This window comes from Kribbella qitaiheensis (assembly GCF_014217565.1).
GTDB lineage: Bacteria > Actinomycetota > Actinomycetes > Propionibacteriales > Kribbellaceae > Kribbella > Kribbella qitaiheensis_A.
In genome coordinates this window covers 2,348,181-2,373,251 of the sequence record NZ_CP043661.1, presented here as the reverse complement: position 1 = coordinate 2,373,251, position 25,071 = coordinate 2,348,181, and the positions used below count along the sequence as shown (strand labels likewise).

27 protein-coding genes and 2 pseudogenes are annotated in these 25,071 nt (G+C 67.0%); 14 read left to right on the top strand and 15 right to left on the bottom strand.

Going from position 1 to position 25,071, the window contains the following annotated elements; genetic code table 11:
* Window positions 1–665: 665 nt before the first annotated feature.
* The 4 genes and pseudogenes from F1D05_RS10790 to F1D05_RS10775 form a co-directional block, all read right to left on the bottom strand.
* A pseudogene (locus F1D05_RS10790) lies at window positions 666–1,860 on the bottom strand (IS110 family transposase).
* Window positions 1,861–2,379: 519 nt separating this feature from the next.
* Complete coding sequence (locus F1D05_RS10785; RefSeq protein WP_185447306.1) at window positions 2,380–2,592, bottom strand: hypothetical protein; 213 nt, start codon at window positions 2,590–2,592, stop codon at window positions 2,380–2,382.
* Window positions 2,593–2,834: 242 nt separating this feature from the next.
* Complete coding sequence (locus tag F1D05_RS10780) at window positions 2,835–3,791, bottom strand: phosphotransferase family protein (protein ID WP_185447304.1); 957 nt, start codon at window positions 3,789–3,791, stop codon at window positions 2,835–2,837.
* A 10-nt stretch (window positions 3,792–3,801) separates the two neighbouring features.
* Window positions 3,802–5,163, bottom strand: a complete 1,362-nt coding sequence (locus tag F1D05_RS10775; RefSeq protein ID WP_185447302.1) for a helix-turn-helix domain-containing protein — start codon at window positions 5,161–5,163, stop codon at window positions 3,802–3,804.
* An 82-nt stretch (window positions 5,164–5,245) separates the two neighbouring features.
* On the opposite strand from F1D05_RS10775, the gene F1D05_RS10770 reads away from it, so the two are divergent.
* From F1D05_RS10770 to F1D05_RS10760, 3 genes are all read left to right on the top strand, one after another.
* Window positions 5,246–5,782: a dTMP kinase gene (locus F1D05_RS10770; RefSeq protein ID WP_185447300.1), complete on the top strand. Its 537-nt coding sequence runs from the start codon at window positions 5,246–5,248 to the stop codon at window positions 5,780–5,782.
* Window positions 5,779–5,931, top strand: coding sequence for a hypothetical protein (locus F1D05_RS10765; RefSeq protein WP_185447298.1), 153 nt, complete (start codon window positions 5,779–5,781; stop codon window positions 5,929–5,931). Before F1D05_RS10770 ends, F1D05_RS10765 begins: the two co-directional genes overlap by 4 nt.
* An 83-nt stretch (window positions 5,932–6,014) precedes the next feature.
* Entirely contained in the window at window positions 6,015–6,383 is a 369-nt protein-coding gene (locus F1D05_RS10760) for a MazG nucleotide pyrophosphohydrolase domain-containing protein (protein ID WP_185447296.1), read from the top strand.
* 434 nt (window positions 6,384–6,817) lie between these two features.
* Here F1D05_RS10760 and F1D05_RS10755 read toward each other — a convergent pair whose 3' ends face one another.
* The 8 genes from F1D05_RS10755 to F1D05_RS10725 all read right to left on the bottom strand — a co-directional run bounded on the left by F1D05_RS10755 (window position 6,818) and on the right by F1D05_RS10725 (window position 12,294).
* Complete coding sequence (locus tag F1D05_RS10755) at window positions 6,818–7,639, bottom strand: cyclic nucleotide-binding domain-containing protein (RefSeq protein WP_185447294.1); 822 nt, start codon at window positions 7,637–7,639, stop codon at window positions 6,818–6,820.
* 11 nt (window positions 7,640–7,650) lie between these two features.
* On the bottom strand, window positions 7,651–8,145 hold the full coding sequence (locus F1D05_RS10750; protein ID WP_185447292.1) for a hypothetical protein: 495 nt from the start codon (window positions 8,143–8,145) through the stop codon (window positions 7,651–7,653).
* A 184-nt stretch (window positions 8,146–8,329) separates the two neighbouring features.
* Window positions 8,330–8,851 (bottom strand): hypothetical protein, encoded by a 522-nt coding sequence (locus tag F1D05_RS10745; protein WP_206686165.1) that lies wholly within the window; start codon window positions 8,849–8,851, stop codon window positions 8,330–8,332.
* A 106-nt stretch (window positions 8,852–8,957) separates the two neighbouring features.
* Window positions 8,958–9,530 carry an HAD family hydrolase gene (locus F1D05_RS10740; protein WP_246486586.1) on the bottom strand — a complete coding sequence of 191 codons (573 nt, stop codon included), beginning with the start codon at window positions 9,528–9,530 and terminating at the stop codon, window positions 8,958–8,960.
* Entirely contained in the window at window positions 9,530–10,126 is a 597-nt protein-coding gene (locus tag F1D05_RS10735) for a methyltransferase domain-containing protein (protein WP_206686164.1), read from the bottom strand. The genes F1D05_RS10740 and F1D05_RS10735 overlap by 1 nt, the downstream gene beginning before the upstream one ends.
* Complete coding sequence (locus tag F1D05_RS38780; protein ID WP_206686163.1) at window positions 10,098–10,397, bottom strand: SAM-dependent methyltransferase; 300 nt, start codon at window positions 10,395–10,397, stop codon at window positions 10,098–10,100. Before F1D05_RS38780 ends, F1D05_RS10735 begins: the two co-directional genes overlap by 29 nt.
* Entirely contained in the window at window positions 10,390–11,457 is a 1,068-nt protein-coding gene (locus F1D05_RS10730; RefSeq protein WP_206686162.1) for a radical SAM protein, read from the bottom strand. Before F1D05_RS10730 ends, F1D05_RS38780 begins: the two co-directional genes overlap by 8 nt.
* A gap of 513 nt (window positions 11,458–11,970) precedes the next feature.
* Window positions 11,971–12,294 carry a DUF427 domain-containing protein gene (locus F1D05_RS10725; RefSeq protein ID WP_206686161.1) on the bottom strand — a complete coding sequence of 108 codons (324 nt, stop codon included), beginning with the start codon at window positions 12,292–12,294 and terminating at the stop codon, window positions 11,971–11,973.
* 156 nt (window positions 12,295–12,450) lie between these two features.
* On the opposite strand from F1D05_RS10725, the gene F1D05_RS10720 reads away from it, so the two are divergent.
* The 5 genes from F1D05_RS10720 to F1D05_RS10700 all read left to right on the top strand — a co-directional run bounded on the left by F1D05_RS10720 (window position 12,451) and on the right by F1D05_RS10700 (window position 16,437).
* Window positions 12,451–12,846, top strand: coding sequence for a hypothetical protein (locus F1D05_RS10720; RefSeq protein ID WP_206686160.1), 396 nt, complete (start codon window positions 12,451–12,453; stop codon window positions 12,844–12,846).
* A 28-nt stretch (window positions 12,847–12,874) separates the two neighbouring features.
* On the top strand, window positions 12,875–13,438 hold the full coding sequence (locus F1D05_RS10715) for a redoxin domain-containing protein (RefSeq protein WP_343066584.1): 564 nt from the start codon (window positions 12,875–12,877) through the stop codon (window positions 13,436–13,438).
* A gap of 417 nt (window positions 13,439–13,855) precedes the next feature.
* Complete coding sequence (locus tag F1D05_RS10710; RefSeq protein WP_219732999.1) at window positions 13,856–14,563, top strand: class I SAM-dependent methyltransferase; 708 nt, start codon at window positions 13,856–13,858, stop codon at window positions 14,561–14,563.
* Window positions 14,564–14,575: 12 nt separating this feature from the next.
* Complete coding sequence (locus F1D05_RS10705; protein WP_185447290.1) at window positions 14,576–15,937, top strand: molybdopterin-dependent oxidoreductase; 1,362 nt, start codon at window positions 14,576–14,578, stop codon at window positions 15,935–15,937.
* Window positions 15,904–16,437 carry a hypothetical protein gene (locus tag F1D05_RS10700; protein ID WP_206686466.1) on the top strand — a complete coding sequence of 178 codons (534 nt, stop codon included), beginning with the start codon at window positions 15,904–15,906 and terminating at the stop codon, window positions 16,435–16,437. Before F1D05_RS10705 ends, F1D05_RS10700 begins: the two co-directional genes overlap by 34 nt.
* 307 nt (window positions 16,438–16,744) lie before the next feature.
* Here F1D05_RS10700 and F1D05_RS10695 read toward each other — a convergent pair whose 3' ends face one another.
* From F1D05_RS10695 to F1D05_RS10685, 3 genes are all read right to left on the bottom strand, one after another.
* Window positions 16,745–17,488, bottom strand: a complete 744-nt coding sequence (locus tag F1D05_RS10695) for a GAF and ANTAR domain-containing protein (protein ID WP_185447286.1) — start codon at window positions 17,486–17,488, stop codon at window positions 16,745–16,747.
* 48 nt (window positions 17,489–17,536) lie between these two features.
* Window positions 17,537–18,271: a GAF and ANTAR domain-containing protein gene (locus F1D05_RS10690; RefSeq protein ID WP_185447284.1), complete on the bottom strand. Its 735-nt coding sequence runs from the start codon at window positions 18,269–18,271 to the stop codon at window positions 17,537–17,539.
* 171 nt (window positions 18,272–18,442) lie between these two features.
* Window positions 18,443–19,498 (bottom strand): GAF and ANTAR domain-containing protein, encoded by a 1,056-nt coding sequence (locus F1D05_RS10685; protein ID WP_185447282.1) that lies wholly within the window; start codon window positions 19,496–19,498, stop codon window positions 18,443–18,445.
* On the opposite strand from F1D05_RS10685, the gene F1D05_RS10680 reads away from it, so the two are divergent.
* The 6 genes and pseudogenes from F1D05_RS10680 to tnpC form a co-directional block, all read left to right on the top strand.
* Complete coding sequence (locus F1D05_RS10680; protein ID WP_185447280.1) at window positions 19,485–19,622, top strand: hypothetical protein; 138 nt, start codon at window positions 19,485–19,487, stop codon at window positions 19,620–19,622. The two genes, F1D05_RS10685 and F1D05_RS10680, sit on opposite strands and share 14 nt — an antisense overlap.
* Before the next feature lie 408 nt (window positions 19,623–20,030).
* On the top strand, window positions 20,031–20,612 hold the full coding sequence (locus tag F1D05_RS10675; RefSeq protein WP_246486584.1) for a sigma-70 family RNA polymerase sigma factor: 582 nt from the start codon (window positions 20,031–20,033) through the stop codon (window positions 20,610–20,612).
* On the top strand, window positions 20,609–21,082 hold the full coding sequence (locus tag F1D05_RS10670; RefSeq protein WP_185447279.1) for an STAS domain-containing protein: 474 nt from the start codon (window positions 20,609–20,611) through the stop codon (window positions 21,080–21,082). The genes F1D05_RS10675 and F1D05_RS10670 overlap by 4 nt, the downstream gene beginning before the upstream one ends.
* 119 nt (window positions 21,083–21,201) lie before the next feature.
* A complete protein-coding gene (locus F1D05_RS10665) occupies window positions 21,202–22,578 on the top strand; it encodes an IS1380 family transposase (protein WP_185447277.1) in 1,377 nt (458 codons plus the stop codon).
* Window positions 22,579–22,766: 188 nt separating this feature from the next.
* Complete coding sequence (locus F1D05_RS10660) at window positions 22,767–23,054, top strand: transposase (RefSeq protein WP_185447276.1); 288 nt, start codon at window positions 22,767–22,769, stop codon at window positions 23,052–23,054.
* Between the two features lie 701 nt (window positions 23,055–23,755).
* Window positions 23,756–24,940, top strand: a pseudogene (gene tnpC, locus F1D05_RS40040) (IS66 family transposase); the annotation flags it as partial.
* Window positions 24,941–25,071: the final 131 nt, after the last annotated feature.

Below are 25,071 nucleotides of genomic sequence, written 5' to 3'. Positions count from 1 at the left end.
CACCGCTGAGCCTCCATGACGAATGCGAGCACCGCGCGGCCCTTCCCGTACGTTTCCGTTCCGGTGTTCCTCATGGGCCGAGGTCCAGCGGCGCGCGATGTCCGTTCTCATCCGAGTTGACGCAGATCGCCAAGCCGGGAGTTGGTGAGCGAGTCAGGTTGCTCAGGGTTTAGGCGTTGTCCAGGCCGAGGCGCCGCACCAATACGTCAGACCGGATGAGAAGAAACGATCAATGCGTCAGATACACCGAGAACGCGACAAGTCCGATGAGAACGGACACGCGAGTGGGCAAGGGCGACTAGCCCGACCTGTCGGTGCGGCCGGATAGCTTACGGAAATGGTTATTCCCGTGAGCTATTCTGGCCGCGATTCGAAGCTCGGATCCGGACCTGGAATGTCGGTCGCGGGCGCTACAAGCTTCTAGGTCCTCTCGGTTGCCTGAGCCGAGGGCCCATGCGACGCGCCCGGTGTTACGGCAACGGTCGCTCGATCTCCGACGGGGCCTGCCGCGCGCGCTCGGGAGCGTCGCCGTGACGGTATGTAGTCGGGCGTCGCTTCACGTGTGCAACGCAGGTCATCGCTCAGAGCGATCCAGCCTCATTCAGGAGCAAAGCGCGTTTAAACGGCTGATCTCCTAAGTCAAGGGGGTGTCCCTATGGGGTTCGTCAAGCTGCGCGGAGTGTGGGTGGTTGGTAGGGGGTTTTGGTGCGGAGCATGGCGAACAGGACGTCGCAGCGGCGTCGGGCTAGGCAGATGAGCGCGGCGTTGTGTTTCTTGCCTTCGGCGCGTTTGCGGTCGTAGTAGGCGCGGCTGGTGGGGTCTGAGAGGGCGGCGAAGGCGGCGAGGAAGAAGGCGCGTTTGAGTTTGCGGTTGCCGCTGCGGGCGGGGTGTTCGCCGCGGATGCTGGTGCCGGAGTGGTGGGTGACGGGTGCGATGCCGGCGTAGGCGGCCAGGTGTCCGGAGGTTTTGAAGGCGGAGGCGTCGCCGATCTCGAGGAGGATGCGTGCTGCGGTCCTGACGCCGATGCCGGGCATCGAGATCAGGACCTGCGCAAGAGGGTGCGCATCAAGGATCTCCTCGACCTCGCCGGCGACGGTTTTGCGTTGTGCAAGGACGGTTTTGAGGCTTTCGGCCAGGCGTGGCAGCACGGTGTCGGCGGCAGCGGTGCCGGGAACGACGACGGTCTGCTCGTCGAGCGCGGTGAGGATGTTGTTGACCAGTTTGGTGCCCATTCTGGGTGCGTACTTGGTCGCGATCGTGGTGAGTTTGCGGCGCCCGGCTGTGCGGATCCCGGTTGGTCCGCCGCAGCGGCTGAGGATTTCCAGTACTGCGGGGTGGGCGATTTTGGGGCCGAGGATGCGTTCGAGTGCGGGGTGGGTCCCGGTGAGCAGGCCGCGGATGCGGTTGCTGAGCCGGGTGGCTTCGGCGGCGAGGTCGTCGTCGTAGCCGACCAGTACGTCGAGCTCGGCGAGGGCTTCGTCGTCGACGTCGATGCTGCGTAGTGCGTGGGCCAGGGTGCGGGCGGCGTCGGCGATGATGAACGCGTCGCGGGCGTCGGTTTTGGCGTTGCCGGGATACAGGTCGGCGATCCGGCGCATCGCCAGACCGGGAAGGTAGGCGACGTCGTGGCCGCAGGCCCCGGGCCACGGTGACCGGGAGTGCGCCGATCGTGTTGGGCTGGTCGACCACGACCAGGATCGTTCCGTGGGCGGCGAGTTTGTCGAACATCGCCCGCAGTTTCGGTTCGCTGTTGGGCAGCGGCGCGTCGTGCAGCCGCTTGCCGGTGGGGTCCAGCCCGACGGCGTGGTGGTCGCTCTTGCCGACGTCCAGGCCGAGGAAGACGTTGTAGTCGTGGTTCACTCGCGGTGTCTTTCGTGTCGTCGCTGCTGGTCTACCAGTCAGGCATCGACGGCCGGCAGCCACGTTACGACGAGACCTGCCCTCGCGGGCGGCCGTGTCCCTATCAGCGGTCCCTCGATGCCGCCAAACCCGGTGACACCACCCCCCGGATCATCACTTCGACTGGGGGCATAAGTCATGCCGGGCCTGGCGACCAGCAGCTCCTTGATCAGGAGCCACGAAAAAGGTAACGGGGGGGGAGCGCAGCGGCGGCCGCTCAGGGGGAGCGGCCAGTGCCAATTGCGCGGGCCGGGGACTCCTGCAAGGTGGGGGGCGGGATCTGTTCGGCCGTGAGGAGAACCGAGTGACGACGGGTGAGGATCCCGTGATCCCGCCCCCGGTCTCAGGTAACTGCCATGGCGGGCAGGGGGCTCAGCCTTCGTCCATCCATCGGCGGAAGCGGTCGTTCAGCCTCGTGAACCACGCCGCGTACCGGCGCCGAAAGTTGGCGGCGAAGCGGGACCATCGGGTCGGCATAGCTCACGACTGCTCACCCGGCCGCGAGCCGACCAGTTCGTAACCTTCGGCCTGATACGGCGCGGAACTCACCTGGCAGGAGCGGTACCGCCTGGCCATCGCGGCCGCGAACCAGTCGGCCCGGTCGGCGTCGATGATGTGGTCGATGATGGGCAGGCCGGCGAGCGTCACTAGAACCCGGCTCTTCTCGGCGGGCGCAGCCGCGGCCGCGTTCACCGGTCGGCCTGCTGGGTCGCGCTGAGGTACAACCAGAGCATCCCGGCGATGCCGTACAGCAGTTCAAATTCCGGACTCATCGTCAATCTCCCCGTTGAGATTCCCGGCGGAGTCCCGTCACCAAAGGCCAGGGACGAGAGTAGGCGCAGTGTTGCGCTACGTGACCGAGTGTTGGGGTGATCGGGGGACCTGCCCAGCTCGTGGTGGGGGGTCACGATGACCCCCCACGGCACAGGGACGGGCTAGCGGTAGCGGTTCCAGACGGTGTCGATGTCGTCGCGGATGAGGCTGCGGAGCCGGTGAGCGAGCTGGCTGGCGACGTCGGGCCGTCCGGACAAACCGGCGATCACGCTGGTGACCAGCTGAAATTCCCGGATGCCTCGCAGCAGCGGCCAGTTGGGGGAGGACAGAAGGTCGAATCCGTATTCGGCCGCGAATTGGTCGTACTGGACGGCCGGGTCGCCGAATCGTGCGACTCCATGAGCGGCGGGGACCAGGTCCCACTCGGGCGGACCGATGCTGATCGAGTCCAGGTCGCCCAGCAGGGCGCTGCCGTCGACGTCGGCCAACAGGTTGCCGGCATGGGCGTCGCCGTGAATGACGGAGATGGGCAGTTGCCATTCGGCGGCGGTCGCCGCAGCACGAAGTTCGCGGCCGCGAACACGCAGTTGGTCGACTAGCTCGTTGAAGGCGATTCCGACCTGGTCGGCCGACCAGACCTGGAGCTGATGCAGCTCTTCGTCTTGCGCGGAGGCTGCCGCCTCCAGGCGGGATTCAGCTCGGCCGATCGGATCCCACTCGGGCAATGCACATCCGAGGGTTCGTAGGCTGTGGAGCGCTCGCAGTGGCCGAGCCAGCTCGACTTGTTCGAGGCGGCGGCCGGGCGGCTGCGGCAGGTAAGTCCATGCTGTCGCGGCCCAGCTCGCAGTCTCGATCGCATGAGGGAATTCAGGAGCCAGGCGGGCCGTGGGCAACCTCAACTCGGCGAGACGAGCCGCGACGATGGCGACACGACGCACGACGTCGACCTTCTCGATCGGCGCCATCCGCAAGACGATCTTGGGGTCCGGGAGCTTGTAGACGGCGTTCATGGTGAAGCGGAGTAGTTCGGCCCCGGCGGGATCGATTCCGGCAGACCGGGCGGTCTCGCGCAGAGCTTTGTCGAGGCGGTTGCGTTCGCTGCTGCTGAGGTTCGTCACGCTGTAAAAGTTAGTGGGCCGCCAAGGATCCAACGCGTTCGAGTACGCCGCCGACGCCGTTATGACTGCGGTATCCCCGGGCCAGAGAAGCCATCAGACGCAGTCTGTCGGTTGCCCGGGCCGAGTCGGTGGCCACGACCAGGTCAACGGCTGTGTGCCCGGCCGTGGTCGCCGGCTCGGGTTGGGCATCGAGGATGTAGCCGGTGGCCACGGAGATCGCATCGAAAGTTCGGCTGCGTTCTTCGCCCGGTCCACGCTTGGCGTAGGCGCGTTCAGCATGCTCGATCGCCAACGGCGCGAACCGGGCCCGGTGTTCCTGATGGGCTGCGAGGCATCCGTAGATGACTCCAGAGATTCCGTCCAGGTCAGCGGGGGCGAGGAAGAACCGTGCCCAGGCTGGGACGGTGTCGGCGTCGATGCGGCCGAGCTCTTCCTTGGCTCGTGCGAGCGAGTCACAGACACGATCGCCGGACCCGAGCATTGCGTACGCCCAAGCCTCGTTGGCATGCAGTACGGCTACTGCGGAGAGATTTCCGCTGTCTTGGGCAACGATCTGGCCGAGCTGCCACAACCGCAGCGCTTCCTGTGCACGCCCTTGGTGGATTGATACCCGGCCCAATCGATAGAACCCCCCGGCGATGAGGGCGAGCTCGTTGATTTCCCGCGCTAGGACGAGGCCTGCGGTCAGGTAGTGTCGAGCGGCCGCGTGGTCGCCGAGGTCGTGACTGGACCACCCAGCGACCTGGTACATGTCCGACAGGACGGCCTTGAAGTCGGCTTCGACCTTCTCTGTCTCGAAGCGGCTCGCCAGCATCCCACTGGCCCACGTGAGATAGCTGACCACCGAACTCCGGCATGATCCGCCACCATGGGCCGCATCGATCTGCCGGTGCTGGTCGCGAATGGTGCGAATAAGTTCGACCGTCGCCGCGGACACTACTGAGGGAGCCGTCGCCGCGTCTGGCCTCGTGGAGGACAGATAGCCGGCCAGCTCGGCAGGTGCAGGGCCTACTGCCAATGCAGCCAGCGACCCAACGAAACCTGGACCGGCGCCGGGATCCACCGCTACTTCTCGATGAGGGCCGCCGGATGCGGTGGAGCCGACCCCAAGCAGGCCGCGGTCGATACCGAATCCATCAGCGATTCGTACGAGCACGTCATACGACGTCACCAGGGTCCGTCCCTGTGCGATATTCCGCACCCGACTCTCGGTCAATCCCGACGCGGCCGCGATGGCGCTTCGGCTGAAGCCGCGGCTCCGCAGGAACTGGAACAGTGCCTGGATGTCGCGAGCGGCCAGATACTCTCGCAGCGGCCGGCCGCAGTGCGTGCTCGACGTCCACCACTGCGGGTCGGGCTGACGCGGTGACATGTGCAACCTCCGGCCTCGGCAAACACCTTCGATTCTGCACGATAAGAGACGAAGAAGACACTTTCAGCAATAGCCGTCGCCGATGCCAAATAGGAGCCGGCCGGAGTACACCGGAAATCGGCAACGGCACCCACGAGTTTCCGGCCGCGCGCTGGCCTGCCTGGTCGCCGCCGACCGGTACCACCACCTCGACGTTGAGCTCCGCCCCGCGTTGCGCGCCGGCCGATTGGTCTTGTGTGACCGGTACGTCGCCTCCTCGCTGGTCCTGCAGCGCCGCGACGGCGTATCGCTGGAGTTCATCGACGCCATCAACAGCGGTGCCGACGGCCCTGACCTCGCGGTCATCCTCGTTGCCGACGCGGCGACGATCCGCGCACGCCTGCGGAATCGTGGAACCAGCCACGGGCGCTTCGAGGAGACCGACGGGACCACCGTCGAGCTGGGCTACTACGCCGAGGCCGCGCAGCACCTGGCTCGCCGTGGCGTCGACGTGCTCACCGTCGACGTCGACGGGCACAGCCCGGGCGACACGGCGGCCGTCATCACCGACGCGATCCGGACCCGTTGGGCTAGCCTCGCTGAGCCACCATCCGACTCCCAGCAAGGCATGACCCCATGAAATCCGACCGGTTCCGCACCATCATCGACGTCCACCTGCTCCTCGTCCGCGACGGCCAGATCCTCCTGGCCCAGCGGCAAGGGACCGGGTACGCCGACGGGCAATGGCACATGCCGTCCGTTCATTTGGCAAGTGGGTTGTCGGGATGAGTTCTGTCGGCTCTGGCGAGGTGCAACAAGCTGAGGATGTCCCTGGGGCGACGGCCGCTCGGACGCATCCCTACGCTGGCTGCGTGGATTTGACGCGGCTGAGTGATGATGTCGAGGTGATCTCGCGAGGCTATGCCCGCGCGCATGGGTTCACCCGCGACGAGACCGGGTTCCTCCTCAAGCTCCAGGAGGAGGTCGGCGAGTTGACGCAGGCATTCCTGATGCGGGCTGGTCAGGCCAGGTCCAAAGGAAACACGCAGCAGGAGTTGGACGACCAGTTCGGTGCCGAGCTGGCCGACGTGCTGTGCCATGTGGTGCTCTTGGCCCGGCACCACGGGGTCGATCTGGCAGAACAGGTCGAGCGGAAATGGCTGGTGTGGCATCCCGACAGGTCGGCCCCCACCGCTGGCGGATCGGACCCAGCGTCGATGATTACAGAGCTGCCTTCATAGGTCCGAACTCCCGAAGCTGAGCTGATCTGAAGCGACAAGTAGCTGATGGTGCCGGTGGAGTTGCGGAACGAGCAACTCCACGAGGGTGTCCTGGTCCGGTCTGGGCCCAGTACTTGGATAGCTGACCCAGCGGGCAGACTTCGGGGTCGAGGAGGAGTGGAACAGGGATTCTCAGCTGGCCTAGCGCGCGCGCTGCTTCTTCTCATCTTGCCGCATCGTGACGTTCGCCAGGGACCTCGGTGAGCTGGATGAGGTCCGTTGGTTGTTGCCTCGCTCAGGGGTCGTGAGATGGAGGTCGGTCCACAGTCCCTCCGCTGTCATCGCATGTGCGTACTTCGACGTTGCGCTCTGTATCGCGCTGGCCAGGCTCGAAGTCGGTGTAGCCGGCGTGTGACGGTGTGAGGTCGCTGGGATCCGCACGGCTGGTTTGTTCCTTATTGTCCGGCTTCGGTGGCGATGGTTTCGGGGTCGAGGATGGTGATCTTGCCGCGGCCGAGGCGGAGCAGCCCGCGGTCGGCGTATTCGCCGAGGACCTTGGTGGTGGTTTCGCGGGAGGTTCCGGTGAGGGCGGCGATCTGTTCGTGGGTGAGGGCGATCTGGACGCCGCGGCCCAGTGTCCGTTTCTGTTGCTCGGACGCGAGCAGGCACAGGGTGCCCGCGATCCGCGCGGGGACGCTCTTGTAGACGGCGTCGGTGAGCCGCCGTTCGAGCTCGGCGACGCGTCGGCCGAGGATTTCGGAGATCCGGGCGGAGATGCGCGGGTCGGACAGCAGGTAGCGGTGGACGTCGGCGCGGCTCATGACGCAGACGACGGCTTCGTCGAGGGCTTCGGCGAAGTTGTCGTGCATCTGCTGGCCGAGCAGCACCATCTCGCCGAAGACCGTGCCCGGGGTGAGCAGTGCGGTGGTCAGGGCGCGGCCGTCGGGTGCGACCCGGAAGATCCGGACTCGGCCCTTCTTGAGGATGAACAATGTCTGGCTCGGCTGGTGGGGTGAGTACAGGATGTCGCCGGCCGGGTAGGTCTTCATCGGTGCCGCGGCGGCGATGGCTTCCATCTCCGTCGCGGATAGGTCGGCGAAGATGTCGACCTCGGCCATGCACCAGATGCCGTCGGCGCCGTGACCGCCGGGGGCACGTTCCACGTCAGCCAGCTCCTCGCGTTGTCCTGGTGCCCAGGGCGGGAGCGAACCTCCAGAGCGCTGGTCGAGGGCATCGAGGCCCTCGGCCAGACAGTACCGCTCGTTCGGATCTGCCATGAAACTTGTTGCTAGGCCTGCAGTTGCGTCTTGGACAGCATCGGGCGGCCGATGATGTAGCCGGCGACGAGTAGCAGTCCGTAGATGAGGTGTCCGGCCAGGCTCCACCATTGGTTGGTGCCGACCTCGAAGACCATGGCGTCCATGCCCAGCCAGGCCGGCATGATCCACAGCGCACCGACGACCCACCATGCTGCGCCGTACAGCAGCCCGAGCAGCATCGCCGGGCCGCGCCGGCTGAGCCACCGGGAGAGCAGCAGGACGAGGACGGCGCCGAACAGGGCGGAGTTGAACAGGTGGATGAGCCAGCCCAGCCCGGCGGAGGGATCGGAGATGAGATCTCCGACCAACTCGATCATCGTGATGCCGGGCATCATCTTGGGGTCCGCGTCGCGGATTTGCATGATGATGCCCAGCGGGATCCCGGCGATCACACCGGCCGCGGCGCCTGTGATCAGGTTCTTCGGTAGTGCCTGCAAGCTGGTTGTCGTGTCTGCCGACGCCATGACCGCTCCCTTGCCTCGGGCCACCGGAGACGTGTCGGGTGGCTGTGAGGCTGACGGTAGAAACCGGGCGACGGCCGTGTCGGTGACGGCGGTTACAGTGCGCCTCATCCGGTTCCGGCCAGTTAGCGGTCTACTGGCGGGTGGCGTCGTTCGGCCTCGACTTTGACAGTGTCGAGCGAGCTCTTCACGGTTGCCTCCCATTTGGCGGCGACGAGGTCGCCCCACAGCCGGCCGAGATGCCACAGGTCGGTGCCGAGTTCACCGGTGTAGACGAGCACGGTGCCGTTGCCGTCTTCGTCCAGCTGGAAGGTCTCGGCGACATACGGCACCGGTCCGCGGACCAGGCGGAAGTCGATCCGATCCGGCGGGCGAACCGCACGGTCTCCACAGTCGTGGCTCGCAGCCGACCAGAGATCGGGGTGTAGTACGCGGCGAGCACCATGTCGGTGCCGCGTTCCAGCACCCGTACCTTCTCGCGCAACGCCCGGGTGGTCCGGTCGGCGTACGGCGCCGCGATCACGCCATACACGATCTCGCGCGGCGCGGCGATCTGCACTGTCAGCGGGCCGAGTGCCCTGGTCCGGCGGCCGATCCCTAGATCCACCGGCACGGCTCCTGTCACCAGGCCGAGGTAGGCGCCGGCACCGGTCAGCAGGCCACCGGCCGCGACCGCAGAGGCGATGGCAACCCGCCGGGACGGGGTCACGACGCGGTGAGGGTGTCGGCGAGCGCCTCGAGGTTGAGAACCTGGAGGTCGGGCGGCAGGAACACGGTCGGATACGGCGTTTTGCGCCGGTCGACCCAGATCCCGGTCAGTCCGGCCCGACGGGCACCGTCGACATCCGAGGGGTGGACGGCGACCAGCGCCATCGCCGCCGGGTCAACATCGCACACGTCGGCGGCGTACCGGTAGGCGTCGGGTGCGGTTTCCACTTCTTTGGGACGTCGACCGAGAGGCGGTGCTCGAGCAGTGGCAGCACGTCGGCCGCGTCGAGCATGCGGTCGGAGATCGCGGTCGCGCCGTTCGTCAGCGTGATCAGCCGGATGCCGGCGGCGTGGATCCGGTGCAAGCCGGGCGAGACGTCAGGATGTGCCGGCAGTTCGGCGAAGCCCGCCAGGATCTGCCCGACCGCTCCCGCGACAGCTGTCCCCGCAGGCCCGTCTGAGGCGAGCAGCGACCGCAACGCGTCGGCGGCGACGTCGCGGAACGGCGGGTAGGCGCCGGCGGCGGTCAGCGCGAACCCGTCGCGCAGCGTGGCCGCGAACCAGGCGTCGAGCGCGTACCTCGGCAGGCCGACCTGCTCGAAGCGGTCCCGCATCGGCTCCAGATCGGACAGGGTCTCGTTCACGTCCAAGACCAGAACCTCCGGCCGCGGCCTGACCATCATCGGTGTCCTCCGGCTGGATCGTCTGTCGCGGGTTTGCGGGCAATGATCAGACTGTAGCCAAGAGTCCCATCGGCCACCGCGGCCCTGGCCGCTGCCAGTACGGCCCCGGCGCGGCCAGTGTCGATCGCGAGGTCGCCGGCGAGGCCCCGCAGACGCTCAGGTGCGGTGAGCCGCAGGAGCTGCAGCCGGGCATCGATCTGATCGATCATCCGCACCACCTCCTGGTTGTGGGTCTCGATACTGGTCACGCGCAGTCCGGCGCCTTCGAGCAGCTCGGTGTACCCGCGAGGGCCGGTGGCGGGTCGGGCGTCGGCGACGCAGGCGATCCAGGCAGCAAGTGTGGTCAGCTCGGCGGGCAGCCGGTCCGGGGTCGCGGTGATGTCGGCGATCCCGACCCGGCCACCGGGTCGCAGCACCCGGGCGAATTCGCGCGCGGCGGCCTGCTTGTCAGGGAAGGTGCACAGGGCGCACTCGCAGATCACCACGTCGAAGCTGTGGTCGGGCACCGGCAGTCGTTCGGCGTCACCGTGAAGGAAGGTGGCCCGCCCGGACAGGCCGGCGGCGTCAGCGGCGCCGGCCCGCGAGCGAGACATTCGCGGTGGACAGGTCGACGCCGGCCACGTTAGCGCCGTACTCGCGTGCGACCAGCAGCGCGGAGGTGCCGCGTCCGGAGGCGACGTCGAGGACCTGGTTCCCGGGCTGGATCCCGGCGCCGTCGGCCAGCCGGCGCGTGAGGGCCAGGCCGCCCGGGTGGTAGGAGTCGCCCAGCAGCAACGCGACCAGGTCGGAGGAATATGACGCTGCGCAGCATCCCTTCAGGTCCTCAGGATCCAGCCCCGGTGCCTGCCGCGTGGGCTCAGTCACGGGGCGCCACCTGCGGGCTCTCCGTCGTTGAGCCGTCCATCTTCGACCCGTAGGGCGAGTCGGTCAGGATCGGTTGGAGGTTGATGGAGTTGGGGACAACGCCGGCGACCGGTACGCCGGACATCTGGGCGCGGACCTGTTCGCGGTAGCCGACGGAGTTGTAGGCGCAGAACGGGATCAGCCGGCCGTCGGGGGTGATTTCCTCCACGCAGCACTTCATCAACTGCCGCACGTTCAGGGTGTAGGGGTCTTGGAAGTCCTGCACGACGATCATGAACGTCTTGTCGTTGATCTCCCGGACCGCCTCCGGCAGGTTCACCCCGCATGCGTCGGCACAGTCCAGCGCCTCGGCCACCTGACGGAGCCGGTCGTTGGAGGTGTCGGTGCCGATGAACGCCGACGCGCTCCACAGTTTCTCCAGGGCCTCGCGGATCCCGTCGTCGGGCAGCACCCGGTTCGAGACGTAATCGAGGTAGTCCTCGACGTTGACCAGCCGCGGGATCGGCACCAACCCGAAGTCCGGGTCGCCGGGGACGCCCTGGGTGATCAGGTAGGTGATCGACCTGCAGGTCGGGAAACAGCACGGCACCCCGAAGAAGTCGTCGGCGCGGAGCCACTCGGGCACCTGGGCGGCGATCAGGTGCAGTATGTCGGAGTTGGTCAGCCGGGTCATCGGGTCGAACACGGTGTGCCGGCCGGAATGGGTGACGGGCTGAAACGCGATCGATCGCACGGCCGGGTGGCCGAGCCCGAACCGGATCACCGGACCGATCTCGTGCTCGTTCACGTCGCGTTCGATCGCGGCGACCAGGGTCACGGTCAACCCGGCCTCGGCACAGTTGTCCAAGGCGCGTTGCTTGATCGCGCGCAGGTCCCGGCCGCGCACGGCGCGGTGGGTGGCCTCGTCGAGACCGTCGAACTGCAGGTAGATGTTGACCGCCCGGCCGGGCCGGTTCCGGGCCCCGAGCGCGGCGACGAACCGCCGGTCGGACGCGAGCCGGATCCCGTTGGTGTTCAGATTGACCGCGTTGATCGGCCGGTCCTGCGCCAGGTCGACCATCGCCAGGATGTCCTTGTGGATGGTGGGTTCGCCCCCCGGACAGCATCACCACCTCGGCCTGGCCCTCGCTGGCCACGAACACATCCAGCATCCGCGCGCACTGCTCCAGGGTGATCGAGTAGCCGTCGGGCTGGTGGCCAGAATCGGCGAAGCAGATCGGGCAGTCCAGGTTGCAGCCGGTGTTGACCTCGATGATCCCCAGGCAAGCATGCTGCTTGTGCTCCGGGCACAGCCCGCAATCGCTGGGGCAGCCGTCTTTCACTTCGGTCTGGAACTGCAGCGGGATCGTGCCCGGCTTGTTGAACCGCGCCGAATCCATGTACATCTGCGCGTCGCCATACACCAGCGCCTCGAACTCGCCATGCTCCGCGCAGCGTTTCCGCAGGTAGACCTTGTCGTTGCGGATGTTCACCTGCGCGTCGATCACGACCTTGCAGACCGGGCAGATCGACCGGGTGAACTCCACGAACACCTCATCGCGGTCACGTTTGCCGCCCGGCCCTCCGGTGCCGGTCACCGCTGCTCCCGGCCACCGCGGCCGGCCGCCTCGACGGACTCGATCTGAATGCCCGGCCCAAAGGCGACCCGGCCTTTGACCCTGCGTGCGAGCGGTGTCGGGTGTGGGTAGTACCAGGCCGCGTCGGGGAGCGTCTGGTCGTCTACCGTGACGGAGTAGTACGACGCGATCCCCTTCCACGGGCACAACGTCTTGGTCCGGCTCCGGCTGAACAGACCCGTCTGTAACGAGTCGGGCGGGAAGTAGTGGTTGCCCTCCACGACGACCGTGTCGGCGCTTTCAGCCAGGACCGTCCCGTTCCAGTTCGCCCGTACCAGCATCCGGCCACCCGTCTCTCGTCTCCTGCATCCGACCGTACGACGCTAGCCTCAATCAGAGCCTGCCACGGTGAGCGCGCTCACTGAAGCCACCGGCCGGTACCGCGATGATGGGCCTCCATATGCTGGCCCACACCGTCACCAGAGAGGCGGCATGCCGTGTCCAGACCGCAACCTGACACCGCCCCGACCCCGACCCGGACCCGGACTCGCAAGCAGGCGTTGCCGATCACACGGATCGGGATCGCCGGCGGCCTGGTGGGGATGATGTGCTGCGTCGGCCCGACGCTGCTGGCCCTGATCGGCGTGGTCGGCGCGGGCACGGCGTTCGTGTGGGCCACCGACCTCTACGACAACTACCGCTGGTGGTTCCGTCTCGCCGGCCTGGCCGTCACGGCAACGCTGGTCTGGCTCGCGCTACGCCGACGCAACCAGTGCAGCCTCGCCGGTGCCAAGACTCTGCGGTGGCGGCTGCCCGCGGTCGCTGTGATCGCCGTCGCGACCTACGTTGTCCTGTACAGCGTGACCACCTCGCTCGGCAGCCTCGCACCGTGAGGCACACCCAGGGCCAAAGCGTCAGACGGTGGAAGGAGGAAGACCAATTCGACAACTCGCTGTGGGCGACCTTGTCACCGCCCGATCGTTGACCCCGCTCCAGGGCGAAATGACGCGGCTGCCGGATCCGGCTGGGCTGGTCCACCTGCAGTTCCGCCGCTACGCGGGCTGCCCGATCTGCAACCTCCACCTACGCCAGACCACCCAGCGCCACGCCGAGATCGCCGAGAGCGGCGTGACACAGATCGTCGTCTTCCACTCCACCGAAACGGCTCTGCGCCGCTACGGGGCCGACCGGTTCCCCTTCGCGGTGATCGCCGACCCCACCAAGAACCTCTACGCCGAGTTCAAGGTCGAGGCCTCGCCTCACGCCCTATTACACCCCCGCGCTTGGCTCGCCTACGGTCGCAGCGTGACCGCTGCACGATCGCTCAAAGGCACCGCCGACCGGGGAGAACAGCATCTCGGGCTGCCCGCCGACTTCCTGATCGGCTCCACGGGCCTGGTCCTTGCCCGCAAGTACGGTCGACACGCAGCTGATCAATGGTCAGTAGACGAACTTCTCGACCTGACCCGCGAGCACCCGGTCTGATCCGTCGCCTGGGTTTGGCCGCGGGACGTAGTTCCGCTTGGTGGTGACTTCTAGCTTGGCCTCCCCGTAGTTTCCAGCGCAAAAACAACGATTAGCTGTGTCAGAGCATCGGGAGTCAGCCGACATGGTTCGGCTTGGTTGCGGGGAGGTTGTCGGGGCTTGATACACCGGAACGGAAACGTACGGTAAGGCCGCGGGTGCTGCGGCATCCGGCCTGTGAGGAATGGAACGAAATCCGGCAGTGGGCGGGTGACGGCTTGGATGTCGGTGGCGGTCCGTTGCTTGCCGGGTAATGTCGCAGCGTCTTTTGTCCAGCCTACGGAGCCCACCGCGCGAAGGTTTACGGAGCGGTAATCGGCGAGGACCGACCACGCCGGCGACCTGACCGGGTCTGACATGACGGGCTCTGCTGTATCGGTGGCGCCAGACATCGCCGGGTCGGTCTCGCTTCCTGCGCCGGGGGTCTTCGATGTGGCGCTGGGCGGCACCCGCACGCGTTTGCATCTCGATGACGGTCGGTCGATGGTGTTGTCCGTGGCGCGGTGGCGCGCCGCAGCCGGCCGTAGGGATCGGTGGCTGCTGCTGCGGTGCCAGGGCCCGACGGTGGACCTCGGCTGCGGGCCTGGGCGGCTGGTGGAGGCGTTGCTGAGGAAGGGGATCCCGGTGCTGGGTGTGGATTGCTCCGCGCTGGCGGTGCGTTACTGCTTGCTTCGCGGTGCACCGGTCTTGCACGGCGACGTGTTCGCACCACTGCCCGCGGAGGGATCGTGGCGTCATGTGGTGTTGGCCGATGGCAACATCGGCATCGGCGGCGACCCGGTCACCTTGTTGCGCCGCGCTACAAGGCTCCTTGCTCCCGGGGGCAGCATCTTGGTGGAAACGGGTCCCCGCCGGTCAGAGCTGTGGCAGGGACACGCTCGGCTGCAGGATCCCAGCGCCGCCGGGGCGTGGTTTCCCTGGGCGGTCGTCGGCTTGAATGCAGTTTCCGAACTGGCCCGGCGTGCGGGTCTGCGGGTGGTCGCCACGCGCCGCGGGCGGACCCGATGTTTCGCCCAGCTCGCCCAAGACGACTGCGATGAGCGCGCTGGTCGCGGGATCAACGCCCCTGACCACGAACAAGGGTGAGTGGAGAGCACTATGGCAACAGACAACCCCTCGCAGCCCAGTCGCGAGACTTCTCACAGACCAGTCCCGTCGTCTCAGGACGGCTTCCCTGCTGGGTTGTGGCGCTGGCTGGCCCGCCGCAACCCGCCCGGACCGTTTCAGGCCCGGGCTTGGCGCAGTCCGCTGCGGGGCCCGTGGCTGACCTCGGTGTTCGGGCTGGTGCTTCTGATCGTGTTGCCCGTCGTCATCGTCTCCGGGCTGTTGTCGTACGCCGCGTACGCCCCTCGATTCGGGCAGGGCAACCCGGTGGACGTGGGCTGGCTGCGCCTGCCGTACTTCGACTGGCCGACGCGACCGTCGTGGTTGTATCGCCTCACGCAGGGGCTGCACGTCGGACTGGGGCTGATGCTGATCCCGATAGTGCTGGCGAAGCTGTGGTCGGTGGTACCGAAACTGTTTGCGTGGCCCCCGGCACGATCGGCGGCACAGTTGCTTGAACGGCTGTCCCTGGTCCTGCTGGTTGGCGGGATCCTTTTCGAGATCGCCACCGGAGTGCTGAACATCCAGTACGACTACTTGTTCGGCTTCTCCTTCTATACCGCCCATTTCTACGGCGCCTGGGTGTTCATCGGCGCGTTCGTCACGCATGTGGCGTTCAAACTGCCCCATCTGATCCGGGCATTGCGGTCGCGATCTCTACGTAGCGAACTGCGGACCCGTTTGGCCGACACCCGCCCAGAACGACCCGATCCGTACGGCCTGGTCGCGCCCGACCCGGCTCCACCCACTATGAGTCGACGAGGCGCGCTGGCGCTGGTCGGCGGAGGGGCGGTCCTGGTCGGGATACTGACCGCGGGCCAGACGCTCGGAGGCGTCACCCGCCGGTTCGCGTTACTGCTTCCCCGCGGTCGCGATCTAGGCGACGGACCCAACGATTTCCAGATCAACCGCACTGCCACCGCCGCAAACATCAACCCCGCCAGCACCGCCGCCGACTGGTCACTGCGGCTGCTCGGTGGACCGCGGCCGGTGACGCTGACTCGCACTCAACTCGCGGCCATGACACAGCACACCGCGACGCTACCGATCGCTTGCGTCGAAGGCTGGTCCAGCACCCAGACCTGGGGTGGAGTCCGGCTGCGAGACCTCGCTCAGCTCGCCGGCGTACCCCATCCGGCCTCGGCCAAAGTGATGTCTCTTGAGAAGAGCGGGTCGTTCAACCAGGCAACGTTGCAGAGCAACCAGATCCTGCATCCAGACTCCCTGCTGGCCCTGCAGGTCAACCAGGCCGACCTCAGCCTCGATCACGGCTACCCGGCACGGGTCATCGTTCCCGCGCTCCCCGGAGTACACAACACCAAATGGGTCCGTTCCATCGAGTTCCGGGCGACCTGACCATGCCGATCACAGTCGACCCGATCCGCCGCTTCTACGGCGCCCACCCGCTGCACGCGATGGTGCTCCTGGGCTGCTTCGCGCTCACCGGGTACGTCGCACTACAGGTCGTCACTGACGCCTCCTGGCCGAAGATGGCGGCGTGGTTCGTCGGTGCGGTCATCGCCCACGACCTCGTCCTCTTCCCGCTCTATACCCTCGCCGACCGTACCGCCCAACGCACACTGCGGTTCTTGCCACGCCGTCCCAGCACACATCCTCACCCAAGCGCGTTGAACTATCTCCGGGTCCCGGCCCTGGCCGCGGGGCTTGTGTTGCTGTTGTTCTTCCCCGGCATCACCAAACAAGGCCACGACACCTACCTCGCCGCGACCGGCCAAGACCAGCACCCCTACCTGGCCCGCTGGTTGCTCCTCACCGCCGTCTTCTTCACCCTCAGCACCCTGCTTTACACGCTTCGCCTCGTCCACGCGGCCCGCGGCCGCGCCACAGCCGATTGACCGACCCGCCACCTGCCCGAGATCGCGACCACCATCAACTGACTGCACAGACGTCCCCGCCGAGCGGCTACAGCGGAAACAGACCGCCCACGATCCGCGGTTACACCAGTCCGCGGCAAGCCGATCAACGAAGCTTCCCACCGGCTGCTTCGTCTTGCGGATACCGCTAGCCGGCGGACTGCAAGAGACAGCCGGGTTCAGCCTGTGGCAAGGCTGAACATGCACGCCGACTGAGCCTTCGTCCTGAATCAGCGGCCTCGAGCAGATAGCTGTGCGTCCCGCCGCGGGATCCAACCAGCCCCGGTATCTAGGTGTTGGTGGGACCGCTGGCGGGTGTCTGGAGTGCGGCGGCGGGGATGGTGCCGTCGATGAGTTGGCTGGCGATAGTGCTGAGTTGTTGATGGTTGCGGCGGGCATGGGCACGCAGCAGGGTGAAGGCATCGTCGAGGCCGATCCCGGCACGCTCGGACAAGACACCTTTGGCCTGTTCGAGCAGGACGCGGCTGTTCAGCGCGGACTGAAGCTGTTCGGCCAGTACTTCGCCGTGGCGCACGGTGCGTTCTTGGAGCAGCCCGACGGTGGCGATGTCGCACAGTGCCTGGCCCAGGGCGATGTCAGCATCGCTGAGGGCGGTGCGGGCGGTGCAGAACAGGTTCAGAACCCCGATGACCTGGCCGCGCAGACGAAGCGGGAGGGCGTGGGTGGAGCGGTACCCCGCGGCGATGGTGGCGGCCCGGAACCTGGGCCAGCGTTCCTCGACCTGGTCCAGGTCGATGTTCACCATCTGCTCGCCGGTGGAGTAGCAGTCCAGGCAGGGGCCTTCGTCGTTTTGCAAGACGAACAACTCCAGCAGCCTGGCCTCGTTGGTGGTGGAGGCCATCACGTGCAGCACGCCGCGCTGGTCGGCCAGGATCAGGCCGGCCGCGTCGGCCTGCAGCAGTTCGACGCTGCGCTCGCACAGGGTGTGAAGCAGATCGATGACGTCGAAGTTGTCGACGAGGGTGTCGGCGAGTTCGACAAACACCTCCGTGAGGCGCTGTTCCCTGCTCATTTGGTGCCGCCTTTCCGGACCAGAAGGTGCCGCGAGCACGTGGTGGTGTTACTCATCATGATCGTCCTCAGGGTAGAAGGTCACTCGTCGGGCCACCACATCTTGAGCGAGCTCGAGCAGCGGGCGATCCTTGGCGTAGGCGCGGGCGCGCAGCAGCAGCAGCGCCTCGTTGATGCCGACCGATGCCTGGACGGTGATGATGCCGGTGGCCTGGTGGATCCCTCGGTGCCCGTCGGCGGCCTGGGCCAGTTGAGGGTGCAGCCGGTCCGGTGGCATTTCGTGTTGCAGGTCCAGCAGGATCGTGGTCGCGGCGGCGGCGTAGTCGAGCGCTTCGGCCAGCTGGAGGCTGTCCAGCGGGCCGGGCTTGTCGCGGTAGAGGTCGAGGACGCCGAGCCGGATGGCTCCGATCTGCAGCGGGAACGCGAAGACCGCAGCGATCCCGGATCCGGCCGCGGCCGGTGCGAAGGCGGGCCAGCGTGCTCCTGCCCGGGCGACATCGTGCTCCAGGACCGGTCGCCGGTCACGAAACGCGTTCAGGCACGGGCCTTCACCGAGGGTGTACTGGAGGTTCTCCATCACCTCGGCCGGCCCATCGGTGGCCGCAAGGGTGCCACCATGGCCGGTTGGTGTCATCAGCGCGACTCCAGCCCCGCTGACCGGCACCGCCGCGGTTGCCGAAGCGCACAGTCTGCCCCAGACGGTGTCACCGTCAAGGCTGGTTGGGTCTGGCTGGTCGACAGCCAGCACCTCGAGGAGGATCTGCCGTAGGCGTAGCGATGCCACTGCCTCACACCCGTCCTGGGCCGGTATCCGCGCGCCGTGGACGGCTGACCGTGAGCACACGGCCTCGACGTCGCTTGCCTACGATGCCCGCCGCGATGATGTCTGGCGACCTGCCGCGCCGACGCTGCCTGGAGCACCTGTTTGTCAGTGGGTGGGCGCGGCGACCGGAGGTCATGACCGACGTCCCGGTCCCGGGCGTAGCTGCTCGCCCGGAAGCCGCCGGGTGATGACCAGGTCGTGGGCGATGTCGCGGAGCTTGCGATTGTCGTCCTGCGAACAGCGCCGCAGCAGCGCGAACGCCTCCTCACCGTCGACCTCGAGGCGTTCCATCACGATGCCCTGGGCCTGCCCGATCAGGGCCCGCGAATCGATCGCCTCCGACAGATTCACCGCGCTCCGGACCGAAGCGATAGCCAGCGCGGCATGGACGGCAAGCAACTTCGCTGTTGCTGTGTCGGCCGGGGTGAACCTGGTGGATTGAGCAGCGTAGAAGGCGATAGCGCCAAGAACAGTCTGGCCGACGGCCAGCTCGACGACCTGGACGCTGCGGACGCCGGCACCGGTCTCCTCGTGACCGCCGGTGGGCTGCAGGAGGCTGGCTTGAGCATCGGGTGGATCGGAAGTGACCATGATGGCTGGCCACCGTCCGGTGGGCTGCAGCCGGATCGTGGCCGAGTCGCAGTGCACGTCGGCCATGGCGAACCTGAGTACCTTGGCGAGGACCTGGTCGAGGTCGCGGGTTGCGGCCAGGTCGACTGCCAGCGCGGCGAACTTCGTGGCCGTTGGCAACTGAGATTCGACCGACGGTGCGACTGGGTCCGGATCTGGATTCGCGATCGTCACGCCGGCGGGCCCCGTCCGGCGTCGCTGGCGGCCGTCGTCCACAGCGCGCCTATCTGCCGCCTCCAGATCCCTCAGGCCAGACGACAGCAGCACAGCCACGGCGGTGACGGGCAGGCCGAGCAGATCAGCGACGTCGCCGACCATGTGGTCCCCGCACCGCACCAGTGCGACCGCCGAGCGCTGCTGGCGAGCGACTTCGGTCGACTCGGCCATCCGCGCCGTGGCCGGCCCGCGCGACGACCGATCCGTATCGGCCATGCAGCGGGTCGAGTACAGATAGGTCGACCGGGCGAGTTGACGCCGCAGACCGCCCCCGCCACCGGCCTCAGCTTTGGTAGCTGTCGCTGCGGGATCAGCGCAGGCCCGGGCGATGACATCGACCACGACGGCCTCGGCCCCGGGCCGGGTCGCCGAGAATCGCGAGGGCCAGACCGAACAGCGCCCCGCCGTGACGGTCACAGATCTGGCCGACGGCTGCGGCATCTCCGCTGCCCGCGGCCTCCAGTAAATCCCGCCGTTCAGCCGACAGCGAGTCAGTTGCTAGTGCCGCTCGCCGTGAGCGACGACGCTGTGGAATGACTGTTCGAGACATCGGACGGCCCCTTCGTTGGCGCTCCATGGAGAGCCGCCAGGGTCCGGGGCAGCAACACGACCGTACCCCGTGCTGTCGTACAACCGGTACCGAATCCTGCGCAACCCAAAACCAGGCCGTGTGCCAAACGGCTCCCCTGTATCGGGGCGAACTAGCTCGCTCTATCACTCCGCAGCGGTGCCCGGGGCAACGAGCGGGGTCTGTTACGCGAAACGCATGTAACGTCACTTATAGGCCCCAGGCGATCAGCCGCCCGGGCGACGCGCTGCCCCAGACCCTGGCGGCACACCTCACCGTGTGTTATCACCAAAGGAGCTGGCTGCGTTGTCCGAGACGCCGAGACCCAGTCCGGCCACGACCGGACGACACAACCCGCTGCCCGTCGTGATGGAACAGGTCGCCGACGGCGACCGCGACGCGTTTTCCGCCCTGTACGACGTGGCCGCGTCCCGAGCGTTCGGTATCGCTCTTCGCCTACTGCGCAACCCGGCCCTGGCCGAAGAGGTCGCCCAAGACGCCATGGTCGAACTGTGGCGAACAGCCGCCCGCTACGACCCGGGCCGCGGCTCGGTCGAGACCTGGACCCTCACCATCGCTCACCGGCGAGCCGTCGACCGGGTCCGGCGAGATCGAGCCGGCAAAGAACGAGACCTTGAGGATGCCCGTGCCTCCACGATCAGCTTCGACGCCACCGCCGAAACCGCCACCAGACACACCGACATCCGCGGCTGCCTGCTCTCGCTGACCGATCTCCAGCGCCAAGCCGTCGTGCTGGCCTTCTACGAGGGCTACAGCTACCCGGAAGTCGCCGCCCTCCTCGAAGTGACGCTCCCCACCATCAAAGCCCCGATCCGCGACGGTCTACGCAGGCTGCGCGACTGCCTCACACCGGTAGGGGCCGCATGACATCGACAACCCAGCCGGCCCTGGCTCTCACAACCACCCCTACCAGCGCCGCCGACCTGCATCACCATCAAACAGACCGGATCACGATCAGAGTCGGCGATGGTGTCATCGTCCTGACTGCCATCGGTCGCATCGACCGGCTGACCGCGGCGAGGCTTCGCGAAGACCTACTCGACGTCTGGCCGGCCTGCGCCGGAATCCTGACCGTGGACCTGTCGGCCTGCACCTACCTCAGCATCGACGCCGTCCACGCCCTCCAAGAGATCTGGCGCCGCCCCACCCGGGCCTACGGCAGGTTACGGGTGATCGCCAACCACCCCGACGTCATCGCAGCCCTCGACGCCGCGAACATCCCCCGGGTCCGCACGGCTCGCGGCACCGCTCCAGCCGCCCCGACCGTTGCCGCGTCGCTCTCGCCGGCTCTGGTCTCGGCCAGAGCCGAGGAGGACCGGAACAGGATTGAACGCTAGCCTCCACGTTTCACGGAAATTTGGGCGACACGTGATGTGAAAAGGCGAGAGTGCCTTGCCTGTAAGGGAAAATTGGGTTTGCGAAGACTCAATGATCTCGAACAGAAAGACACTCTCAGGTGAAGCGTAGCAAGGGTGGGTCCCGGTTCAAGGTGTCCGCGGATGGTAAGGGGATCGTGTCGCACGCCGGCACGGCATTGCTGCGGGAGCTGGCAGCCTCGACCGGGCTGGTGCAGGGATGGACCGAGGCGTTGATCGATACCTACCGGTTGCCGCCGTTGCATGCACCGGGGCAGGTGCTGGCCGATATCGCGGTGTCGATCGCTGATGGCGGTGATGCGCTGCGGCATTTGCGGACGCTGCGCGACCAGCCGCGCCTGTTCGGGCTGGTCGCGTCCGACCCGACCGCGTGGCGGGTCGTCGACAAGGTCGATGACACCAAACTGGGCCTGTTACGGGCAGCGCGGACAAGCGCCCGGGAGAAGGCCTGGGCCGCAGGCGCGGGACCGGACCTGTCCGAACCGATGTGGCTGCACTTCGACGCGACCCTGCTGACCGCGCACTCGGACAAGGAAAACGCCGCACCCACCTGGAAGAAAGGCTACGGCTTCCACCCGCTGCTGTGCTACCTGGACCGCCCCGACATCTCCGGTGGAGAGGCGCTGGCTGGGCTGCTGCGGCCCGGGAACGCAGGCTCAAACACCGCCGCCGACCACGTGAAGGTGCTCGACCTGGCGATCGCTGCGCTGCCCGGCAACGCCCGGCCCCGACCCGGACAGACCGACAGGCCCAAGATGATGGCCAGCGCCGACTCAGCCGGCGCGACCCACACGTTCGCTGCCGCGCTCCGCGCCCGCGGGATCGGATACTCCCTCGGGTTCTCCGTCGACCACAACCTCCAACACGCGATCCTCGCAACTCCCGAACACGCCTGGCTACCCGCCTACAACGCCGACGGACAACCCCGCCGCGGAGCCTGGGTCGCCGAACTCACAGGGCTACTCAACCTCGACAACTGGCCGACCGGTTCCCGCGTCATCGTCCGCCGCGAACGACCCCACCCCGGCGCCCAACTCACCTTCACCGACATCGACGGACACCGCTTCACAGCCTTCCTCACCGACACCACCGGCGGACAGGTCCCCGACCTCGAACACGAACACCGCGGCCACGCCCGCGTCGAAGACCGCATCCGCACCGGCAAAGACACCGGAATGCGCAACCTGCCCTTCCACGCCTACACAGCCAACGCCTGCTGGCTCGAACTCGCCCTCACCGCCGCCGACCTAATCACCTGGTCCCAAGCCCTCTGCTTCACCGCCACGCTGGCCCGCACCGAACCAGCCACCTTCCGCTACCAGGCACTACACGTCGCCGCCGTCCTCGTCCGCACCGCCCGCGGCCGACACCTCCGACTCGACCAAGACTGGCCCTGGACAACCCACCTCACCACCGCCTTCCAACGCCTCCGCGCCGCCCCCTGGCCAGCCACCTAACCCCGGCCCTGCATCCCTACCACCCAAGGACATCGGAACCCGCCCACCCGACGCGACAGCCGGGCCCGACCCATGCCACCAACGACCAAACCCGCCTAAAACAAGACACCCGAGGACACGCCATGAGGTGCCACGAACCTTCCGGACAGTGCCCCAACTAAGATTGGGCCGTCTGGAGAGGACAGATCTTGCCTCGTCCGAAGAAGAATTTCACTCCCGAATACCGGGAGGAGGCCGTGAAGTCGGTGATCGAGACTTCGCGGCCGGTAGCCCAAGTGGCCAGGGAACTCGGTATCAATCCGGGAACTCTCAGTAACTGGGTGAGTGCCTATCGGCGTGATCATGCCGGCGCGGAACCTGCTTTGGATGTTGCCGAGCGGGCTCGGCTTCGGGAGCTTGAGCGGGAAATGCGGGAACTCCGAATGGAAAACGAGTTCTTGAAAAAAGGTGTGCCACGAACACAGGAGGCTGCGTGAGGTAGGTCAGGCAGGCGAATGTGGTGTTGTGCGAATGATGAAGGGGTAGTGGCCCTTCGGAGTCGCTCGTCGGGAGTGAGGCTTCAATCACCTCATGCTGCGTTGGCTGAAGACCGTCGTGGTGAACGATGGGGAAAAGGCGTCCGTGATGGCGTCAGATGGGGATCAGGAAGACGAACGCGAGTGAATCGCTGACGACGTGTCGAAATGGATATAGATGACATCGAAACCGGGGCTTCTTTTTGGTGCTGGGATGAGTCTGGTGGGTGTTCCCGATTTCTGGCCAGGTGGTGTCCGGCATGGAGGCGACGTGAGCCTGGTCTGCGGCTTTCGCATGGAACGTGGGAAGGCATGCCCTGATAGTGCCGCGTTGGTGGCGGCGAGAGGGAGCGCGCCGAGCAGCAGAAACTGTGAGGCGTTGAGTACCGATGCGGGGTATGCCGGCGGACCGGCTCGTAGTAGTGGTGAAGCGGCTGTAATGGGCGTGGAGCGAAGGGGCCGGACCATTCGGGTTGGTGGAGCAGTCAACCAGCGAAAGCTGGGAGGAGCTGGATGAGTCAACCGAGGTCGTCGATGAAGTCGTTCGAGATTTCGAAATGGGCTGTGCACGAGGCGTATCGCAGGGTGAAGGTAACCATTCAGGTGGGCTGGTGTGACTGATGTGGCTGGCGTGAGCGTGTCGGCTTGACTGTGTCGGGTGCGTGGGCAGGGTTGTGGTCGTGTCCGAGGCCCCAACCTATGAGCAGTTACTGGCGTTGGTCGGTGAGCTGTCGGCTCGGGTAGCGGAGTTGACCGAGCAGAACGCGGCGCAGGTGGAGCGGATCGCTGAGCTGGAGCGGCGGCTGGGTCAGAACTCGGGCAACTCGTCGCTGCCGCCGAGCTCGGATCGGTTCGGCAAGCCGCGCTCGTTGCGGGGCAAGACCGACCGGAGGCCGGGCAAGCAGCCGGGTTCACCGGGTTCGGCGCTGCGGCAGGTCGATCAGCCCGATGAGGTGGTCGACCATGTTCCATCCGAATGCGGCGGCTGCGGGGCGGACTTGGAACCGGCCCGAGCCGTCGGGGTGGTGCGCCGTCAGTTGCACGACATCCCCGAGGTCACCGCGAAGGTGACCGAGCATCGGCTGCACAAGCGTCGCTGTGGTTGCGGCCTGGTGACCACCGCAACGGCGCCGGACGGGGTGAACGCGCCGGTGGCCTATGGGCCGAACCTGCGCGCGCTCGCGGTGTATCTGCTGGTGTTCCAGCATGTCCCGGTCGAGCGCACCGCGCAGTTGATCGCCGACGTGACCGGGGCGCGCTGCTCGACTGGCTGGGTCAGTGGCGTGCTCGCGCAGGCTGCGGAGGCGCTGGCCGACACGGAGGCGCTGATCAAAACCCTGATCACGCTGGCACACCTGGTCCACGTCGACGAGACCAGCCTGAACGTTGCCGGCAGCAAGCAGTGGCTGCACGTGGCCTGCACCGAAACCCTGACCGCCTACCACCTGCACGAGTCCCGGGGCCGAAAGGCTGTCGATGCCTTCGGGGTGCTGCCCGGCTTCACCGGCGTCGTCGTGCACGACGCGCTCAGCGTCTACGACGGCACCGACTATGCCACCGCCACACACGCGCGCTGTGCCCACATCGCCCGCGAGTTGGTCGCGGTCGCCGAAATCCATCCCGGCCAGGCCTGGCCGACAGCCGCGCTGGACGCCCTGTACGGGTTGAACGACGCCGCTCACGCCGCCCGCGACAACGGTCTGCAACAGACCCCGCCCGAGATCGGCAACCCGCTGCTGGACAACTGGCGACACGCGATCTTGTGCGGGCTGGCCTGTCATCCCCGCCGCGACGGACGCAAACAATCCAAGACCCGCAACCTGCTGGAACGGCTCCGCGACCGCGACCAGCAGGTACTCCTGTCGCCCGCCACCCCGGCCTCGTGCCGTTCACGAACAACCAGGCCGAGCGCGATCTGTGACCCGCGAAAACCCAGATCAAGATCTCTGGCTGCCACCGCGCCAGCACCGGAGCACAA

Coding starts and splice junctions, on each gene's coding strand:
- F1D05_RS10775 (WP_185447302.1), bottom strand. CDS start 5,163: ATGTCACCGCGTCAGCCCGACCCGCAGTGGTGGACGTCGAGCACGCAC.
- F1D05_RS10770 (WP_185447300.1), top strand. CDS start 5,246: ATGCCAAATAGGAGCCGGCCGGAGTACACCGGAAATCGGCAACGGCAC.
- F1D05_RS10765 (WP_185447298.1), top strand. CDS start 5,779: ATGAAATCCGACCGGTTCCGCACCATCATCGACGTCCACCTGCTCCTC.
- F1D05_RS10755 (WP_185447294.1), bottom strand. CDS start 7,639: ATGGCAGATCCGAACGAGCGGTACTGTCTGGCCGAGGGCCTCGATGCC.
- F1D05_RS10750 (WP_185447292.1), bottom strand. CDS start 8,145: ATGGCGTCGGCAGACACGACAACCAGCTTGCAGGCACTACCGAAGAAC.
- F1D05_RS10740 (WP_246486586.1), bottom strand. CDS start 9,530: ATGGTCAGGCCGCGGCCGGAGGTTCTGGTCTTGGACGTGAACGAGACC.
- F1D05_RS10735 (WP_206686164.1), bottom strand. CDS start 10,126: ATGTCTCGCTCGCGGGCCGGCGCCGCTGACGCCGCCGGCCTGTCCGGG.
- F1D05_RS10730 (WP_206686162.1), bottom strand. CDS start 11,457: ATGGTCGACCTGGCGCAGGACCGGCCGATCAACGCGGTCAATCTGAAC.
- F1D05_RS10725 (WP_206686161.1), bottom strand. CDS start 12,294: ATGCTGGTACGGGCGAACTGGAACGGGACGGTCCTGGCTGAAAGCGCC.
- F1D05_RS10705 (WP_185447290.1), top strand. CDS start 14,576: ATGGCAACAGACAACCCCTCGCAGCCCAGTCGCGAGACTTCTCACAGA.
- F1D05_RS10700 (WP_206686466.1), top strand. CDS start 15,904: ATGGGTCCGTTCCATCGAGTTCCGGGCGACCTGACCATGCCGATCACA.
- F1D05_RS10695 (WP_185447286.1), bottom strand. CDS start 17,488: ATGAGCAGGGAACAGCGCCTCACGGAGGTGTTTGTCGAACTCGCCGAC.
- F1D05_RS10680 (WP_185447280.1), top strand. CDS start 19,485: ATGACATCGACCACGACGGCCTCGGCCCCGGGCCGGGTCGCCGAGAAT.
- F1D05_RS10670 (WP_185447279.1), top strand. CDS start 20,609: ATGACATCGACAACCCAGCCGGCCCTGGCTCTCACAACCACCCCTACC.